The organism is Anaerosporobacter faecicola (genome assembly GCF_012070565.1).
GTDB lineage: Bacteria > Bacillota > Clostridia > Lachnospirales > Lachnospiraceae > Anaerosporobacter > Anaerosporobacter faecicola.
In genome coordinates this window covers 128,739-148,805 of sequence record NZ_JAAQRO010000002.1, presented here as the reverse complement: position 1 = coordinate 148,805, position 20,067 = coordinate 128,739, and the positions used below count along the sequence as shown (strand labels likewise).

Annotated in this window: 15 protein-coding genes; 2 read left to right on the top strand and 13 right to left on the bottom strand. The window is 36.2% G+C overall.

The annotated features are described in order from the left end of the window. Window positions 1–5 precede the first annotated feature (5 nt). Window positions 6–1,103, top strand: coding sequence for a pyridoxal phosphate-dependent aminotransferase (locus HBB17_RS01165; RefSeq protein ID WP_167954990.1), 1,098 nt, complete (start codon window positions 6–8; stop codon window positions 1,101–1,103). A gap of 369 nt (window positions 1,104–1,472) precedes the next feature. Here the strand turns inward: HBB17_RS01165 and HBB17_RS01160 are convergent, their stop codons facing one another. The 11 genes from HBB17_RS01160 to HBB17_RS01110 form a co-directional block, all read right to left on the bottom strand. Next, complete coding sequence (locus HBB17_RS01160) at window positions 1,473–4,031, bottom strand: alpha-amylase family glycosyl hydrolase (RefSeq protein ID WP_167954988.1); 2,559 nt, start codon at window positions 4,029–4,031, stop codon at window positions 1,473–1,475. A 203-nt stretch (window positions 4,032–4,234) separates the two neighbouring features. Beyond that, on the bottom strand, window positions 4,235–5,215 hold the full coding sequence (locus HBB17_RS01155; RefSeq protein WP_167954986.1) for a hypothetical protein: 981 nt from the start codon (window positions 5,213–5,215) through the stop codon (window positions 4,235–4,237). 73 nt (window positions 5,216–5,288) lie between these two features. Beyond that, complete coding sequence (locus HBB17_RS01150) at window positions 5,289–6,116, bottom strand: glycerophosphodiester phosphodiesterase family protein (RefSeq protein ID WP_167954984.1); 828 nt, start codon at window positions 6,114–6,116, stop codon at window positions 5,289–5,291. A 409-nt stretch (window positions 6,117–6,525) separates the two neighbouring features. Further along, the gene (locus HBB17_RS01145) at window positions 6,526–7,803 is read right to left on the bottom strand and encodes an adenylosuccinate synthase (protein WP_167954982.1); all 1,278 of its coding nucleotides are present in this window, start codon (window positions 7,801–7,803) and stop codon (window positions 6,526–6,528) included. Window positions 7,804–8,123: 320 nt separating this feature from the next. Then, a complete protein-coding gene (locus HBB17_RS01140; RefSeq protein WP_167955061.1) occupies window positions 8,124–9,008 on the bottom strand; it encodes a LysR family transcriptional regulator in 885 nt (294 codons plus the stop codon). Window positions 9,009–9,184: 176 nt separating this feature from the next. Continuing rightward, window positions 9,185–10,195 (bottom strand): ketol-acid reductoisomerase, encoded by a 1,011-nt coding sequence (gene ilvC, locus HBB17_RS01135; protein WP_167954980.1) that lies wholly within the window; start codon window positions 10,193–10,195, stop codon window positions 9,185–9,187. A 66-nt stretch (window positions 10,196–10,261) separates the two neighbouring features. Then, on the bottom strand, window positions 10,262–10,765 hold the full coding sequence (gene ilvN / locus HBB17_RS01130; protein WP_167954978.1) for an acetolactate synthase small subunit: 504 nt from the start codon (window positions 10,763–10,765) through the stop codon (window positions 10,262–10,264). A 659-nt stretch (window positions 10,766–11,424) separates the two neighbouring features. Continuing rightward, window positions 11,425–13,560 (bottom strand): protein translocase subunit SecD, encoded by a 2,136-nt coding sequence (gene secD / locus HBB17_RS01125; RefSeq protein WP_167954976.1) that lies wholly within the window; start codon window positions 13,558–13,560, stop codon window positions 11,425–11,427. 83 nt (window positions 13,561–13,643) lie between these two features. Further along, window positions 13,644–15,038 (bottom strand): thioether cross-link-forming SCIFF peptide maturase, encoded by a 1,395-nt coding sequence (gene scfB, locus HBB17_RS01120; protein ID WP_167954974.1) that lies wholly within the window; start codon window positions 15,036–15,038, stop codon window positions 13,644–13,646. Between the two features lie 202 nt (window positions 15,039–15,240). Next, window positions 15,241–15,384 (bottom strand): six-cysteine ranthipeptide SCIFF, encoded by a 144-nt coding sequence (gene scfA / locus HBB17_RS01115; RefSeq protein ID WP_073288943.1) that lies wholly within the window; start codon window positions 15,382–15,384, stop codon window positions 15,241–15,243. Window positions 15,385–15,474: 90 nt separating this feature from the next. After that, window positions 15,475–15,849: a TIGR04086 family membrane protein gene (locus HBB17_RS01110; protein WP_167954973.1), complete on the bottom strand. Its 375-nt coding sequence runs from the start codon at window positions 15,847–15,849 to the stop codon at window positions 15,475–15,477. A 130-nt stretch (window positions 15,850–15,979) separates the two neighbouring features. Between HBB17_RS01110 and HBB17_RS01105 the strand changes: the two genes are divergently transcribed. Further along, complete coding sequence (locus tag HBB17_RS01105; protein ID WP_167954971.1) at window positions 15,980–16,861, top strand: PHP domain-containing protein; 882 nt, start codon at window positions 15,980–15,982, stop codon at window positions 16,859–16,861. Between the two features lie 283 nt (window positions 16,862–17,144). On the opposite strand, the gene HBB17_RS01100 is transcribed toward HBB17_RS01105, so the two are convergent. After that, window positions 17,145–19,133 (bottom strand): FtsX-like permease family protein, encoded by a 1,989-nt coding sequence (locus tag HBB17_RS01100; RefSeq protein ID WP_167954969.1) that lies wholly within the window; start codon window positions 19,131–19,133, stop codon window positions 17,145–17,147. After that, window positions 19,126–19,893: an ABC transporter ATP-binding protein gene (locus tag HBB17_RS01095; protein WP_167954967.1), complete on the bottom strand. Its 768-nt coding sequence runs from the start codon at window positions 19,891–19,893 to the stop codon at window positions 19,126–19,128. The genes HBB17_RS01100 and HBB17_RS01095 overlap by 8 nt, the downstream gene beginning before the upstream one ends. Between the last annotated feature and the right edge of the window lie 174 nt (window positions 19,894–20,067).

Genomic DNA, 20,067 nt, shown 5'->3' with positions numbered 1-20,067 from the left:
CTATTATGATTAAACATAAAGATCATTTTCATGGAAGTGACTTGGAAGCCATTGAACAAGTCTATGGAATAAAAAAAGAAGATATTACCTCCTTTAGCGCAAATGTTAACCCTCTTGGGGTTTCCTATCAGTTGCGCCAATGTTTAGCTTCTCATATAGATGCAATCACAACTTATCCAGACCGCGAATATACCTCTCTTCGGAATTGTATTGCAAGCTATGTAGGATCCGATGCTAGCAATATTATCGTAGGGAATGGTTCTACCGAATTAATCTCCCTTATGATCCAGATCATTGCTCCAAAGAAAGCATTAATTCTTGGACCAACCTATTCCGAATATGAACGAGAAGTTACTCTTGGTGGTGGAAGTTCTCTCTACTTTCCATTGCAGGAGGAAGATGATTTTCGATTGGATCGAACAGCTCTTTGCGAACGCTTAAGCGCTGATATTGATTTGCTCATCTTGTGTAATCCCAATAACCCGACTTCTGGCTGTATTCTTCGGAAAGATATGCGCAAAATCTTAGATCACTGTAAACGAAACGATATCTTTGTCATGGTAGATGAAACATACATTGAATTTGCCCCAAATATGGAAGAAATCAATAGTGTTCCTTTAACCAATGATTATAACAATATCGTAATTTTACGTGGCATCTCCAAATTCTTTGCTGCTCCTGGATTACGACTTGGATATGCGATCTGTGGTAATGGTGACCTGATCAAAGAAATCAATAGCAAGAAGAACCCTTGGACCATCAATACACTTGCTTCCATTGCTGGTGAAATCATGTTCAAAGATACCGAATATATTAACGAAACCAAAGAATTAATTCATACGGAAAGAGAAAGGATCTGCAGCATATTGGATACCTTTTCAATGATTAAGTACTATCCTTCCAACGCTAATTTTATTCTTTGTAAACTTTTAAATAATGTGACTTCGCAGGATGTATTTGATACAGCCATTCGAAAAGGGCTCATGATACGAGATTGCTCAACTTTCCCTTTCCTTGATGACCATTTCATTCGTTTTTGCTTTATGTCACCAGAAAAAAATGATGCTTTGCTTGCAGTATTGAAAGAACTATTTTCAAAATAGGTCTTCCCTAATAAGGTTTGGGTGCCAAAAGCCATTTGTAAACTTTCTTTCGTTAATTTGCACAAGCATTAGCTTATCTCATGTAATACAGGACATAGTTTGATGAGCAACTGTATGAAGTCGTTGGTACTTTGGCTCTGTAGTTTAGAGCCTTATGTACCACTACGAACTTCATCCAAGCGAGAGCGTGTTGCGAGTGAACTATATCCTGTATTACATGTTAGACAAACTTAATTTGTGCAAATTGACGGACCTCAAAATAAATATAGGCTTTTGACACCCGAACCTTAATAAAAAAAGTTCCCAAGATCATAACCTGTACTGGTTATTCTTGAGAACTTTTTTTATACCAAGCCTTATTTCCTATGCTTATTTCTTTTGTAATTCAATCACAATACTACTATATGGTTCTAATTCAATCTTTGTACCCTTCACCTGGGTTTTGTCCGTACTTGCATACAATACGTCACCCAAATCTTGATCCTCACAGATTACTTGCTTCTTCTTGTCTGCAAAATTATGAATAACAAGTACCTTTTGTTTCTCTGATTCCCGAATATAAGACATGATCTGTGAATCCTGACAATCATAGGCTGTATATGTACCATTCATTAAAGCATCCGTATTCTTACGAAGCGCAATGATGTTCTTATAGTATTGATACAGGGAATCTGGATCATTTTCCTGTTCTTCCAAGGAAGCAACATCTGTATTCGTTGTATCCTCTTGCTTCCACATTGCTTTCAGCCAATTTGCTGTAGGTGCACTTCCATCTGCGTTCCACTTGAATGCCGTTCTCTTATACTCATCATTACCTCTTCCCTGCATTCCAAGTTCTTCTCCATAATAAATATAAGGATTCCCTGAAAGTGTCATATAGATATTAACCGCTAATTTTGCTTTATCTGTATCCTGTAATTGTGACATAACACGGTCTTGATCATGATTAGAAGCGAATACGCCATCTAAGTACTTCGTATCACAGACTGCATACTGGTCTAAGATTTTCTGAAGATACATAGAAAGATTCTGCTTTTCATCTACCATAGCTGTGACATTCTTAATACCATTCATCATTGCCTGTGTGAAAGCAAAATTAAACTTTGTATCAAATGGCTGTACATATTCTGGAAGTACTTCTTCATTTTGCCATGCTTCCCCAACAAGATAAACCTCTGGATTAATCTCTTCACAAGCCTTTGCAAACTCGTTCCACCACTGAACATTATGAGCGGTTTGATCCGATTGTTGTTCAAATTCATGGTCTCCGTAGATATGCATCGCTGCATCCAAACGATACCCGTCTACACCAAGATCAAGCCATTTTTTCGCTACATTCTTAATCTCGGCACGCACCTCTGGATTATTATAGTTCAGATCCGGCATTCCTTCACTGAATATACCATAAAACGCATATGCACTACTAGATAAACCATTCCAAACGGGACTACCCCAAGGTGAAACTGCATCCTTGCTGTAATTATCCCCATTCTCTTTTGCTACCACTCGATAATAATCTGTATATTTGGATTGGAAACCAGATAACCCTTCCAAGAACCACGGATTTGCCATAGCAGTATGATTAATAACCAAATCCATAATAACTTTAATTCCCCGCTTATGGGCTTCTTCTATAAGATTCTTAAAATCCTCTTCCGTTCCATAATCTGAATTCAGAGAATAGTAATCAACCACATCATAACCATGATAGCTATAGGATTTATTAATCGGCATCAACCATAGTCCTGTAACCCCAAGATCCTCTAAGTAATCCAATTTGTTTGTTATTCCGTTAAAGTCTCCAATTCCATCTCCATCACTATCTGCAAAGGCACGAACAAAGATTTCATAAAAGATTCCAGCTTTCTTTGCTTCCTCGCCCTTGTCTCGTAATTTCAAAGGAAACTCTGCTGTGTCATACTTCGTCGTATCATAAGATGCCATAGTGCTTTTATCAATCGCCAATGCGTCCTTTAGTGGAATCTTGTACCATTTCGCTTGGATTTTGCTATAATCTTCCGTTGTAAAAAAAGCATCCTCTGCACAATAGTATAGTGTTTTCCCGTCTCCAGATACAGAACAACGAAGAATATCTGTATTATATTGGTTGATTTTTGTATCTAACATTTGCGCATTTTTAAAACTCTTTCCATCCTTCTCAATTTCGAATAGATTGAAGGAACTAACGCTGACCAATTCTGACGTAGAACTGGTATAAAGTAGTTTACTTCCATCTGGTACAACTGTAATACCGAACATTCCCGTAGCAAATATATACGATGGTCGATTGATTTCTTCTCCCAAACGTAATTTGGAATATGTACTTCCATCATAATTTCCCACAAAATAATCATTCGTATTGCCTTCTTGTGGTATAGAATTATAATACAGCGTACCATCTTGATCCACTGCACCAATCATTTCATTAGACGAGGTATTCAATTCATCGATATAGATAATTTCTGAAATGGTATTCTCTTTGATCTCTTCCACCTTCACATACCCAATATCAAAGTCTTCTTTCCCTTCTTCCATATAAGATACATATAAAGTTTTACCATCAACAGAAACAACTACATTTTGCAGTTTTCCCTTTTGTGTAAAAGTTATCTCCTGTGGGTCTTCCCATTTCCCATTATTATTTGTTACTTTATAAAGTTGATTTCCTTTGAACTGCGTATCTTCTAATTTTTGTTCTGTTGTGGTCAGATACGCAACTTTATTGGATTCTGGAATTGCTATCTGATAAATATCTTTATCAACGCAAGTAAAATCCAAACATTCTTCTGCTATCCCTGTTTCGGTATCGTTACCAGAAACAATAGAAGCATCCCCCTTATCCTTCTTTTCACACCCACTCATACTTAAGCATAGACAAAAGCATAATATGAGTATGAGCACATACGATTGTTTCTTGTTATTTTTCATATTACTCTCCTCCAATATGTTTGCTTTTATAATTCTCAATTATTTGAAAACTTTTCCCCTAGAATAATACGCGGACAATCCTGAAGTAATTGGTCAAAATACATTACTTAAAGGGATTTCTATTTCCACTTTCACCCACGATTATGAACAACCATAATTATAGCCTTATTTCTCGCATATTACAAGAAATAAGGCTTCTCTCTTTACACATTTGCAAAAAAACGATAAAACGCATGTAAAATATCAACAGAGGCAATTACTAAGACTGCTGCTATTGAAAAGTTTGCGACGCTCTGCATCGTCAACGTTTCCCATGATACACTATTCGCTGCCATTTTCAACTGATTGAGAAATTCACCATTCCATATACCGGGATATCGTAGAACGATAATACAACCGATACCATTAAACAATGCTGAGATTGACTTCAGGATCAATAAGATAAAATCAGGACGATTCCTCCAAATTGCTAAAACACTATATGCGATTCCAAGAACCAACATACAAGTTAATAGAATCCGATAATCCTGTACTTTTTGTCCATCAAACAAGGAGATTTGCTCCACCTCTCCTTTCGAACGAACAAAAGCACCAACGCATAAGTATTGATCCGTAATATAGATTCCTACTAACAAGATTATTTTCACAAATAAACCTACTACATAGTTCTCACATTTATTCGGACGTTTTATTTTCGGATAGCGCAGATGTTGAATGGTCCATTCCCCACGATTTAGCCGCTCCAAATGCTCTTCCTTTTTCCGAAATATATTGGCAATCCGAATTAGTAAGGTTATTCCAATAACCAATAAAGCATACTGTATGGCATAATTTTTTATAAATGATCCAATGGTAATTGTCTTTTGGCCCGATTCATTCATTGCCCAATAGGACAATGCATTGGCAAGTAACGTTGCAAATGCCGTTAATATAAGAATCCGATGGTAAGCAACTGCACTTTCCTTTCCTACTATACTGCTTTGCCAACCATAACTTCTAGCTAGTAATCTTGGATCTCCCATTTCAGTAAGAACATCCTTTACCTGTTCCTCTGTCATTGTAGACAGGTCTCCATATCCTTTCTCATTGGATAATCCTTGTATCTTACTTACAATCTGTTGTTTTACACGTTTCTTTTTTGAAAATCCTACGTGAAATAAAGCTTCTTCTATATAACGTTCCATTAAGTACATCGTTTTCACTTCTTTGTCCTTTCTAAATCATCTTGTTTTTTAATAAGCAGCAGTTTCTTGATGCTTATTTTTTCGGTAGGAAATGATCAAATATTATATATTGAAAATAACCTTCACATTCTTTTCTTGCTTCTTCACTTCGTACGGTCCATGCAAACGTGTATGGTCGATACAATTTGGAACAAACTTGAAAAGATAATGATTTTCTATAATGATAGTTATATGCAATAAAATCTGGTTTTGCTAACCAATTCAGCATGAGGTTCTGAAGGAAAAAGTATAAGATCTTATTTCCTTTCTCTTTGTCTTTGATTAGCATACTGGACAATTGTCCCCGCATCACTTTGGGGTTATGTTTGCGGTACCACAATAATCCCAAAGGATTAAACGATTCAATGCAATATACACCTTTATATGTAGAAAGCATTGCATCTACTAAGCGACATGTTTTTTCATAGTTATGTTCAATTTTTAATTCAACTATGATCGGCACAGCACCTTGAATGGTGTGAAGGACTTCCTCAAATGTAGGGATCTTACAGATTGAATTTCTAAGCGTATATTGACTTATCTCTTTATATGTTAGCTCTCTTACCTGTCGATCTACTCCACACATTCTTTTTAAAGAATAATCATGAAAAACAACAATCACATCATCTTTCGTTAATTGTACGTCCAATTCAATACCATAAGCATTCTTAATGGCATTCCGAAATGCAGGTAATGAATTCTCAGGGCATCCTTCTTTTTCATGAAACAAACCTCTATGTGCAAACATCCAGCCTTGAAATGCTTCATCACTAGATTTGTGTAGTTTTGGCATAATCATGAGAAGATATAAGATCACGAGAATTCCAGCAACACTACAAGCTACTACAATACTTTCATTCATTATCTTTCCTACCTATCTTATAATTTCCATGTTACTGTCTCACCAGTGACACAGGTATTTGTGGGGCAACTCCTTGTTCTTGTAAACTCTTCCTTGAATCCCCCATTCCATATATACTATGCTTTTTCATCTGTAAACTACTATACTAAGTGTATAGCAAATTTGACCTAGGGTCAACTCAAAAAGGAATTCTGCACGAGTCAGCATTATGGACAAATCTAACTCTATATAGCAAAAAATCTTTATGAACAATGGAAATTTCCTATCATTCATAAAGATTTTACGTTTCTATAGGTTACAAGCAATCTATTTCCTTTTGACCACTTGTACTTTTAAGTTGCGTACTTAACTAGTACACAACATACTTATATTGTGAATTTATAAGATTTGACCGAATAAATCTTACATTCTAGCGATAGATAATTTCCTCTCTACCTGGTCCATTGGATACCATCTTAACTGGTACTTCCAATTCTTTTTCAATAAATTCAATATACTTTCTACAATTTTCAGGTAGATCTTCGTATTTTGTTATACCACGAATCTCTGTTTTCCAACCTGGTAATACTTCATAAACTGGTTTTGCTTTTGCAAGTTGTACCGTTGTAGGGAAGTCTTTTGTTACTTCACCATCGATTTCATATCCAACACATACTGGAATTTCATCTAGATATCCAAGTACATCAAGAACCGTAAGCGCCACTTGTGTAGCTCCTTGGATTTTACAACCATAACGAGAAGCAACTGCATCAAACCAACCCATTCTTCTTGGTCTTCCTGTTGTTGCGCCGTACTCTCCGCCGTCACCACCGCGTCTTCTTAACTCATCTGCTTCATCACCAAAGATTTCGCTAACGAATTCACCTGCACCAACTGCACTAGAGTATGCTTTTACTACAGTGATGATCTCTTTGATCTCATATGGAGGGATACCTGCACCGATTGCACCATAGGCAGCCAATGTAGAAGAAGAAGTAACCATTGGGTAAATACCAAAATCAGGGTCTTTCAATGAGCCTAATTGTCCTTCTAATAAGATATTCTTACCTTCCTTAATTGCTTTGTGTAGATAAGCTGCAACATCACATACATATGGTTTAACCATTTCTTTGTATTCCATTAATGTATTATATAATTCATCTTCATCAATTGCTGGTTTGTGATATAAGTGCTCTAAGATGACATTCTTTTGTTCACATACACGAGCAATCTTTTCACGAATAACTTGCTCATCAGCAAAAAGTTCTGATACTTGGAAACCAATCTTGGCATATTTATCAGAATAAAATGGAGCAATACCTGATTTTGTTGAACCAAATGAAGCTTTTCCTAAACGTTCTTCTTCATATTGGTCAAATGCAATATGATAAGGCATAAGAATCTGTGCACGGTCAGAAACTAAGATTCTAGGCTTTGGTACTCCTCTTTCCACAAGACTTTGAACTTCTTTAAACAAATATGGTATGTTAAGAGCAACACCATTACCAATAATACTTGTTGTATGATCATAGAATACACCGGAAGGTAAAAGATGAAGAGCAAATTTACCGTAATTGTTAATGATTGTGTGACCTGCATTACTACCACCTTGAAAACGTACGATAATGTCAGATTCTTGTCCTAACATATCTGTAATTTTACCTTTTCCTTCGTCTCCCCAGTTAGCACCTACAATTGCTTTAACCATGTTTGATTCCTCCTGTAATTCTTATGTTTCTCTTGTTTGAGTAAATTATTTGTAACTGTTCAGAGTCATACAATTTTTCTTAAGATTAACTTGAAACAGATACCTATTATTTGTTTATTCTCATAAATTAGGTTGGCGTTTCGTCAACCGACTTTCTTATTATACCATAATGCAGTCATAAGTAAAATCAATATTATTTATATGGTGTATAATCTGTACTTATGTTGTTTGCTAATTATCCGATTTCTATAATTTATCATATACATTTTCCTTGCCAAAACACTTGTCCAGCAATAGCATACCCGATTTTTCATCATTTCTTACATCTCTAACATCTCAAGTAAACGTTTTGCAGCACCTGATATCGGATTTTTCTCACTAGAAATAATACAGATATTTCGTTTTGGTACAGGTTTATCAAAATGCAATTGAAATAATTCTCCACTTTCTAGATACTTCTTAGCAAAATCACTAACTACACAGCCGATTCCGAGATTCCGAATCGCAAATTGAACGATAATATCACTAGTTGCCAACTCAAATTCTGGACTTAGCACCACATGATTTCTAGAAAGGAATTCGTCCATATATCTTCTCGTACTGGTATTATGTTCCAAACAGATGATCGGAAGATCCTCTAATTCCTGATAATGCATCATCTTATTCTTATACATCCAGAACTTGTTACCTGCAACAAAGATATCTTCGATCTGTTGAATCTGTGTCACTCGAAAATCAGCGCGAGATACAAATGGTGAACTAACACAACCGAAGTCGATCTTTCCTTCCTTTAGATACGTTATTGTTTCAGGTGTAGGTGCATTCGTAACATTCACCTTGATATTCGGATACAACTCATGAAAATGTTCCAAATATGGAAGCAAACAGAATTGCAAGGTCATATCACTTGCTCCAATACGAATCTCTCCTGTTTCTAGGTCCATCATCTTCTTAAACTTCTCTTCTCCGATCAATATGGTTTCATACCCTTTTTGGACATAAGAAAAGAGAGATTCTCCTTCAATGGTAAGTTTTGCACCTTTCGCTGTTCGTACAAATAAATCACTTCCGAGACTTCTCTCTAACTGCTTAATTGCCTGGCTTACTGCAGGTTGTGAAATACATAATTGTTCTGCTGCTGCTGTAATCCCTCCATATTTGGCTACATGGTAAAAAATCTTATAATACTCTAAATTCACGCTCATCTTTAATACCCATCTTTCTACTTCAGCATCTCCATATACTTGATTTCCTGCCGATATCTTTAACAAGCTACATACACTTGTTTTTAATCCTAGTATTATTATAATAACAATTTCATTTTATAGCAAGAGAAAAAGCAGGAACGATTGTTCCTGCTTTTTCTGATTGTTTCCTATTTTTAGTTATCGATTAACTTACCTTCGTTTGTCCAGCTCATTAATTTACGAAGTTCTGCACCAACTTTTTCTACTGGGTGTTCTGCTTCTTTTCTTCTCATTGCATTGAAGTTTGTACATCCGATTTGGTTTTCTAATAACCAGTTACGAGCAAATACACCTTCTTGGATATCTTTTAAGACTTGTCTCATTGCATTCTTTGTATCTTCTGTAATGATCTTTGGTCCAGTTATGTAATCACCATATTCTGCTGTATTAGAGATTGAGTATCTCATTCCTTGGAATCCACTTTGGTTAATTAAGTCAACGATTAATTTCATTTCGTGGATACATTCGAAGTAAGCACTTTCTGGTTCATATCCAGCTTCAACCAATACATCGTAACCACATTTCATAAGCGCTGAAACACCACCACAAAGAACTGCTTGCTCACCGAATAAGTCAGTTTCTGTTTCTTGACGGAAAGTTGTTTCAAGAACACCAGCTCTAGCACCACCGATTGCAAGTGCATATGCAAGACCTAAGTCATGAGCATTACCAGTTGCATCTTGATGTACAGCGATTAGACAAGGAACACCTTTGCCTTCTTGGTATTGGCTTCTTACTGTATGACCTGGTCCCTTAGGAGCGATCATGATAACGTTAATGTCTTTAGGTGGAATGATTTGTCCAAAATGAATTGCAAAACCATGCGCAAACATTAATGTATTACCTGCTTCAAGATTTGGAGCGATTGACTCATTGTACATCTTTGCTTGTTTTTCATCATTGATTAAGATCATGATGATATCTGCTCTTTTTGCTGCTTCTGCTGCTGTATATACTTCAAATCCGGCTTTTTCGGCTTTAGCCCATGATTTACTTCCTTCATAAAGACCAATAATAACGTTAGCACCTGATTCTTTTGCGTTTAAAGCATGTGCATGGCCTTGGCTACCATAACCGATAACAGCTATAGTTTTTCCTTCTAGTAATGATAAGTTACAATCTTGTTGATAATAAATCTTTGCCATTTCTTTTTCCTCCTGAAAAAAATATTGTATAACATACATGAAGCGAAAGCTCCAAATGTTCATAAATTAATCTAGGTAATCAGAGATATCTCCAGAACCTCTCTCTAAACCAGTAAGTCCTGTACGAACCATTTCCTTAATTGTGTATCCTTCTAACAAACTAATGAATGCATCCAACTTAGCTTGGTTACCTGTTAATTCTACCATCAATGATTCTTTGGAAACATCGACGATTTTTGCACGGAAGATATCCGCTACTGCAATGACTGCCTGTCTTTGTTGAGGATTTGCTAATACTTTAACCAATATTAGTTCACGACAAACGGAATCACCATCTTTTAGCTCTATGACTTCTTTTACATCTTCCAGCTTATTCAATTGTTTTTCAATCTGTTCGAGAATCTGATTATCACCAGACACTGCTACTGTCATTCGTGAATATGCAGGATCCTGTGTTTCACCTACGGATAAACTATCAATGTTATATCCTCTTCTACTGAATAAACCAGCTACACGACTAAGCACGCCTGCAGTATTGTCTACTAAGATAGATAATACCATTCTTCTCATGGATAATACTCCTCCCTGCTTTATAAATTGATAACGATGTTATCCAGCTTACTTCCATATCTTTGGAGGGAACGACATCACCCAAATTCGGCATTCTTATTAAACAAAATGCCCGACACCACAACTTGATTGTGACGGGGCATACACTGCTACTTAATAAGTGAATTGTTTGATTTCTTGTTCATAAGCTTGCTTGTATTGTAACAATATCTCGCTTTTTTGTCAAGCTTGTACAAAGTGATACATTACCATGTTAAACAGATGTATTGCCCTAAAATCCCCTATATTTCATAGACACGTCACCTGTTTTTTACAGTTTTCTCATAGGGCATAAAGTCTGAAAAGCTTCATAAAATAAGCATTTTTCAGCAATTATATTAAACATCTTATTTCAACGTCTTGTTATACAATCGTCCCGTTCTATAACTTTCTTGATTACCTCCTATGAATAATTCGTATAGAAACCCTCTTTTACACGTGTACGATATGATGATTCAACAGTAGACAAACCTGTCGTTTTTTAGAAATTGCCTCAATCGCTTTTATCCATTACCTATGCAACAGTAGAACGGTTAAGAGCATATAAAAAAGCCCCCTATCCAGTAGAAGCGAGGTGCATACGCACCTCAGTCTCCATTACTGAACAAAGAGCTCTTTCATTAAGCTGTTTTCTTTTTGCTCAATTTCGTTTTCATTACATACCATAAAGTACCTGTAATACATACGGAAGAATATGCTCCGCAGATGATACCTGCCATTAATGGTAACGTGAATTCACGAATGGAATCAACACCAAGGATAAATAACACGAATACCATGATGAATGTAGTAAAGGAAGTATTAATACTTCTACTAATTGTCTGGCTAATACTGCGATTAACGACATCTTCGAGAACATCGGTACGTTTCATAGCCTTCTTATTCTCACGGATACGGTCAAAGATTACGATTGTCGCATTGATGGAGTAACCAACAATTGTTAACATACAAGCGATAAAGGTATTACCTACTGATATTCTTGCAACTGCATATACCATCAACACAACAAGTACATCGTGTACTAAAGCAAGTACTGCACTTGAAGCAAAATTAATATCTTTGAAACGGAACCAGATGTAGATCAACATACAAATTGTAGCGATTATAACTGAAACAATCGCATCGGTTTTCATCTCACTACTTACCGTAGCAGAGATACTTTCCATTGTGATTTTTGATTCGTCTGCTTTATACGTATCAACAAAAGATTCTGTTACTTTCTTTCTCTCATCAAGGCTTAATTCTCTCGTCTTGATTACAACTGCTTTTTCGCCAACAACTGGAGATACGCCAACTTCTGCTTCCCCAATGATTCCACCGACGAATTTCTCTAATTCTGTATTACTTGGAATTGTTCCAGGGAATGTTACTTGTGTAGATGTACCACCTTTGAAATCAAGTCCATAATTCAAGATATTTCCTATAGAAGCTTTGTTTACAAATAATGCAACAACACCAATCGCAATCAATATACCAGAAATTGCGAAGAATTTCTTAATGTGTTTTGTAAAGTTAAAGATTTTTGATTCTTTTTGGATTCCATAGAATTTTTCTTTATTAAATCCTAAATTATATAATGCAAGTAATGTATATTTGGTTACCACCAAGGCAGTGAACATAGAGATTACAATACCAATTGCTAACGTCTGTGCAAAACCTTTTACGGTACCAGATCCTTTGAACCACAATACTGCTGCAGCAATTAAAGTTGTAATATTACCATCAACGATTGCAGATAACGCTTTATCAAAACCAATTTTAATTGCAGACCGTACCGTTTTTCCTGTTGCTAATTCTTCCTTAATTCTTGTGAAGATAATAACATTCGCATCAACTGCCATACCAATTGACAAGATAATACCTGCAATACCTGGTAATGTTAACGTAACATTGGCACCATTTAATACAACAAGAACTGCTACAATATACAAGCACAATGCAATACCAGCAGCTAAACCTGGGATACGATAGAATGCAATCATGAAGATGATTACAAGTACAAAACCAATCGTTGCAGCAAGTAAGCTTGTATCAACTGCTTCATCACCCAATTTCGCACCTACCACATTCGAACGAATCTCTTTTAATTCAAGTGGTAATGCTCCAATACGAATGGTAGAGGCAAGATTTCTTGCTTCGTCGTAAGAAGGTTGTGAGATTTGTGCTTGTCCATTTGTTATAACTGCTTCAACAATTGGTGCATTAATCTCTTTCCCATCATATACGATGGAGATTGGTTTTCCTTGGAATTCTTTCGTTGCAGTTGCAAATAATTCTGCACCTTTTGTATTAAGCGTAAGATTAACAACGTATTTGTTTTGACCATTTTCTGTAATGATTCCCTCTTTCGCTGTCTTTATGTGAGAACCATTGATTACTTCTTTTCCATTCGGATCAACGAATGAAATGGAACCTGCTTTACCAAGTTCCTCAAGAACCTTATTGGCATCTTGAACACCAGGGATATCGATATTAACACGATTATCGCCCTCTTTGTATACCGTTGCTTCTGTACTGTAATTTTCCACACGTTTTTGCATTTTATAAACGGTATCATTCATTTCTGTTGTCGTAGGATTTTCTTTTACTGTCTGATAGGTGATACTTACACCACCAGCTAGATCAAGTCCCAATCTGATGTTCTTCGCACTTCCTTTGTGCTGGTTACCAATACCAACTAACGTCACTACGGATAGTCCTGCAATAACTAATAACACAATAAGTAGGTGCAAGACTCCTTTTTTCTTGTCCTTCATAATCTTCTCCTTCACCTCAGTTATTCAGTTTAATGGCAAACTTCACCACTAAAGCCCACCGAATGGTAAGCCTATGTTCACACCTATTCTTCTGCTTCAGCTGCTTTAATCATAATCGCACATTCCACACGTTTTCTTTGAAGATCACATCCAATGTCATAGGCATCATTGATCTTACCATGGAATTTATAGGAATTTGCTGCACAACCACCACTGCAGTAGAACCGGGCAAAACAATCTCTACACTTGTCTTTTGCATAAACGTTACATAACTTAAACTCATCACGGCAATCTGTATTCTTAATCCCTTCGAATACATTACCAAGTAGGAATTCCTCTTCTCCAACAAATTGATGACATGGATAAAGATCTCCCCAAGGAGTTACAGCTAGATACTCTGTACCTGAACCACAGCCAGATAAACGTTTTGCTACACATGGACCTCCCGTAAGATCGATCATAAAGTGGAAGAAGTTAAAACCTTTCCCTTCTTTCTTCCGTTTGATCATCTCTTTTGCTAATTTATCGTATTCTTCATAAATCTGAGGCAGATCTTCTTCCCTTATGGAGTATGGTTCTTCTGGTAAAGAAACCACAGGCTCTACAGAAATCTGCTTAAATCCCAAATCTGCTAAATGAAGAACATCATTTGAGAAGTCCAAGTTATTTCTTGTAAATGTTCCTCTTACGTAATAGTTTGTTTGATTTCTTGTTTCCGCTACTTTTTCAAACTTCGGCATAATTAAATCGTAGCTTCCCTTTCCATTTCTGGAAGGTCTCATCTTATCATGGATTTCTTTTCGTCCATCCACACTAAGGACGATATTCGCCATCTCTTTGTTGGCAAATTCAATGATGTCATCGTTTAATAATAAACCATTGGTTGTTAAAGTAAACCGGAAATTCTTGTTATGAAGTTTTTCCTGCTCTCTTCCGTAGGCAACTAGATCTTTCACAACTTGCCAATTCATAAGTGGTTCTCCACCAAAGAAATCAACTTCAAGATTTCTTCTGCTTCCTGAATTCTTAATTAAGAAGTCCAGTGCTTGTTTTCCCACTTCATAACTCATTAATTCTCTGTGCCCTTTGTATTCTCCTTCTTCTGCGAAACAATATCGACAGGCAAGGTTACAATCATGGGCGATGTGAAGACAAAGTGCTTTCACTACCGTCTCTCTCTTCTTAAAATCTGTAATATATTTTTCATAGATATCTTCCGAGAAAAGAGCACCTTGTTTCTTTAATTCTTCAATCTCTTCAACTGCTTCAATTACATCATTCACATCAATTGGTGCGTCTAATTTTGCAGCATTTTCTGGTTTTGAATACTTCTCCATCATCGCTGCAATAATGGTATCTGTATCATTTTCTTCGAACAATTCAATGATATCATACACAAGGTCGTCAACAACATGAATCATTCCGCTATTCACATCAAGTACGATGTTATAGCCATTGTTTTTATATTGGTGAATCACTTTGATACTCCTTTCAGTTTTCACACAAATAGCTCTACTATTCATTAAATACTATTCATTAAATATTAGCAAAAAATTAACTTTTGTACATTTAATAAGCAGCGACGGAAGCCGCTGCTTAAATTAGATGAGTTTAATTATCTAACAAAATTGCGTTATACAATTTTGTATCTATCGTAACAGAGTCTACACTGCTACGGGATTAGTTATTATTCTCACAACTTTGATTACCTACTGTACATGAAGTCTTACAAGCTGATTGACATGAAGTTTGGCATTCTCCACAACCGCCTTTTTTCATAGACTCTTTAAGATTTCTAGTGTTTAAAGTCTTGATACGTTTCATTATGTAACCTCCTTTGCATCTTTAACTTGGTATATTATATCATAACTTATACTGCTTGTCAAAAACAGAAATCAATCCAAAAAAAACTGTCTAACTGATCATACCTCCAAGCATTCCTCCTAATAAACACATACCAAGTACTGTAACTAAACTTCCAGCTGACCCAAAAGCTGCCTTATTGGCAATGACAGAGATTAGTATGATGATCAGGAAATAGATCAACCCAATAAAGAGTCCCCATAAGAATTTCTTTGCTTCAACTTTCTTTCCAATGAAAAATCCACCTACAAAAGTTGATAGAATGTAAGAAAGAATGATCCCAACACTCACGATTCCACTAGAGATCTGCACTTTATACAGGATAAATGACAGTATAAGTAAGATAACTGCAGTGACAATATACGAAAAAATCAATGCTTTTGCTATATGTATGGGAAGAGTCTGTTTCCCAGCAACCTTATTCATGCCTTTGTCCTCCTGTTACTATGTATAGTTCATATATATTAGTTCAAGTCTTGTATTATTCCAAATATTCTTGTATGCTAGTAGAGGATTTTCATTCATCTTAATCATATGAAAAGAAAGGAGTACTTCCATGAAATATATTGATCTACATGTACATTCAAACAGTTCTGACGGTACATTCACCCCAACCCAAGTCGTTGATGAAGCAATTCGCAGTGGACTAGCAGCATTTGCCTTAACAGACCACGATACCGTACAAGGATTGCAAGAGGCAAGAGAAGCAGTTGCCACACACAAAGAACAAGGACAAGAAATCGAGTTAATCTCTGGTGTTGAGATTTCTTCCGCATACAAAGGAAAGGATCTTCACATCTTAGGTTTATTCGTAGATGACACCAATCCCAATCTGATCAACCGTCTGGCTGCTGCTGTAAAAGAACGTGATGAACGAAACTTGAAGATGATTCATAATTTGAATGAAGCTGGTATCCCCATTACCTTCGAAGCATTACGTGAAGATGCTCCAGATACGGTGATTACTCGTGCACACTTTGCCAAATATCTCACGGAGAATGGCTATACCAAAACAAGAAATGATGCATTTACGAAATATCTGAATCCAGATACACCATATTATGTACCACGACAATTTATTGAACCGAAAGATGCAATTGCATTAATACTCGAAGCGGATGGAATTCCTGTCTTAGCCCATCCTCTTTTGTATCACCTACCAAGTGAAGAACTAGCTACCCTTGTTGCACAGCTCAAATCCTACGGTTTAGCAGGAATTGAAGCAGTCTATACCAATAATACAGGATGTGACGAAAGCGACATGCGCCGCCTTGCTCGTCTTAATGGTTTATTATTAAGTGGTGGTTCAGATTTCCATGGCGGTAACAAACCGGATATCGCGATTGGAAAAGGTCGCGGTAATCTGAAGATTCCCTATGAATTCGTTGAAGCAATGAAAGCATACAAAAAGAATCGTACAGAGACAGCTCTTCGCTAGCTGTTCATTCTCTCTGTTCGATTCCTTTCTAATCTAGGTTCGTATCATTCTGTTACGTGTTATAAGCTGGAATGTTTTTTCTCCCCCCACATCTATTACATTGCATTCAGCTCCATGCCAACCCTCTAACAAGAATCTACGAACCTTCTATATTATATTTATCTCTTCTACTCCATCTCAACTATAGCTTCAAGCAAGCTTTCCTCTTTTTTCAGAATACTCTTATATCTACTTTTCAATTATTTTTTCGAGATTATAGCTATTATGCACGCTTTCTTTCACTCTATCTCTTAACGATTCGATAGTATGCTTTAGCAGTCATCCGGAAAACAAAGATATAGATCAATGCAAACAACCCAATTGTAACTAATGTGCATTGGAAAACTAGCATCGTATTCGTTAACTCGAAGATCCGCAACAGTTTGGTAATCATTTTAAACGCAACTGATACATGAAGAATTGCACCCACTAATGGAAGAAAGAAAACCTGAATGATCTGCTTGTTAATGGTCTTCTTCACATCTTTCTTATCCAAACCAACTTTATTCAAGATATCAAACCGCTTTCGATCTTCAAAACCTTCGGAAATCTGTTTGAAATAAATAATCATAACCATAGCTAATAAGAATGTAATCCCTAAGAAAAATCCAAGGAATACTAGCCCACCGAATAACTTATATCCTTCTTCTCGGTCCAGATCAATATTGGTATAACGTCTATTCGAATCCATATTGTACGTAGTTTTTTTCATTTCGTTAGCACATTTGATTCGATCCTCATATTTACCACTTGCATTGAAAAATACTTGGTAATCCATATTAACTACTTCTTGTCTCTGTTGTTTTCCATTTAGTTCATTTATTGTTTGGATAATTCGCTCTTCTGTATCCATCACCAAAAAAATCGCATCGGTTGCTCCAATATCGGCACCGAAATTAACAGGGATCTTCTTGCTTCCTTGTACAACCTGATATGTCTTTTCCCCAATCTTAACCGATTCATACTTATACGCTCCTGTTCCAAATCGAATTAGAACTTCATCGTCATTTAATGCAATTGATTCATTTAATAGGGAATTATACTGTTCTTGCGTCATGATAAGAAGATCATAATAGCGAAATGCATTTGCAAATATTTCATTTCGATTCAAAGGCATTATGGAATGATTGGTATAATCAATTAAGGTATCTTGATAGAGTACATCTTGATAATCACTGATCTCTATATGGTTCTTTTTACATATGTTTTCAATTTCATTCTTTAATTCTTTTGAATCAACTTTATCCTTGTTAATCTTTAGTGCATAATCCGTAGGATTTCGCGAACTAACAACGTTCTCTTGCCCTACATAAAGTGCTATGGTGGTGGATAAAGTAACCAAAACCATGGTTGAAAGAATACAGATATTTGACAAACCTGTTGCATTCTGCTTCATTCGATGAATCATACCAGAAACCGTGATAAAATGATTGGTTTGATAATAATATCTTTTATTCTTCTTTAAAATCTTCAAGAAGAAGATACTTCCTGCTCGAAACAGATAATACGTTCCTGCAATAACCAACAAAACAGCAATAAAGAAATCGTTAAGTGCTGCTAATGGATTCACAACACGTAGTGCTAGATAATATCCCGCTCCCAAACAGACCAGACCAATAATAGCAAGAAATGGAGTTGAACGTTTTTCCTTCTGTCCAACTTCTTCTCCCTTTAATAATTCAATTGGTTTACTTAATCGAATCTGTAATTGATTCCATAATAACGTTATAAAATATACAATAATAAAGAACACAAACGTCTTAACAAAGACACTACTATTAATAACAAATGTACTTCCCTCTGCAATTTTTGTTATTTTCATCAAAAAGAGGAAGAACAATTTTCCGAATACAACTCCAAGGATCATTCCACCGCCGATACTTGCAAGTGCGGATAAAAAGCTCTCATAAAACATAACAATTCCAACATGTTTCCGCTCTAATCCAAGGATTCCATACAATGCAATTTCCTTTTTTCTTCGCTTCATCAAGAACCCGTTGGCATAAAAGATAAAGATGACGGAAAAGACCGATATGATAAATGTTCCCATCGCAAAGAGCATCTGCAACGTTTCTCCCCCTACAACATTTGCAATCCCTTTTCCATCACTGATTAGCAAGAACAACACATAGGTAAATACCATTCCCATTCCACCTAATATATAAGGAATGTAGGCATTACGGTTTTTTTTCAGATTTGTCATTGCTAATTTTAGATAAAATGATCTACCCAATATCAACACCTCCATCTGACAATACCGTTAATGTTGACACTATTTTATGGAACATCTGCTCCTGCGTCTGATTTCCACGATATAGTTGGTTAAACACTTCTCCATCTTTGATGAACAATACACGCTTTGCATGACTTGCAGCCTGTGTACTATGCGTTACCATAAGAATTGTTTGTCCTGACTCATTAATCTGGTCAAAGATCTGTAACAGGTTTTGTGCCGCTTTTGAATCCAGTGCTCCCGTTGGTTCATCGGCAAGGATCAGTTTTGGCTGCGTAATTAAGGCACGTGCTACTGCTGTTCTTTGTTTTTGACCGCCGGAAACTTCATATGGATATTTCTCTAACAAAGAATCAATATCTAATCGTTTTGCCAGTGGCATTAATTTCGCTTCCATTTCCTTATACTGTTTTCTTGATAAGACCAATGGTAATAAGATATTGTCTTTAATAGAGAACGTATCCAGCAAGTTAAAATCCTGGAATACAAATCCCAAGTTTTCTCTACGAAAGGCAGAAATCTTACTATCACTGATTTTTGATAATACCGTACCATCTAATCTCACTTCACCTGCTGTGGGCTTATCAAGCGATGCCAAAATGTTCAATAATGTCGTTTTACCGGAACCAGAAGCACCCATTATCGCTACGTATTCCCCTTCTTCTACTGAAAAATTCACCTGACTCAGTGCCTGGCATTGCTGCCCACCAAATCGTGTCGTATATATTTTTTTTAGATTATTTACCTCTAATAATGCCATCTTTTTTCTCCTTTTCTTTTTTTAATCTTGAATCAAAAACTGATCATTTTGATTACCTTGAGTCCTTGTATCCTATTCGTCCCATTTCATGATGCAAGGGTCAAAAGGTTATTTCACACCTAGCTCACACAAAGTGAATTCAAAAACATGTTATTCGTCAATTACGATACATCA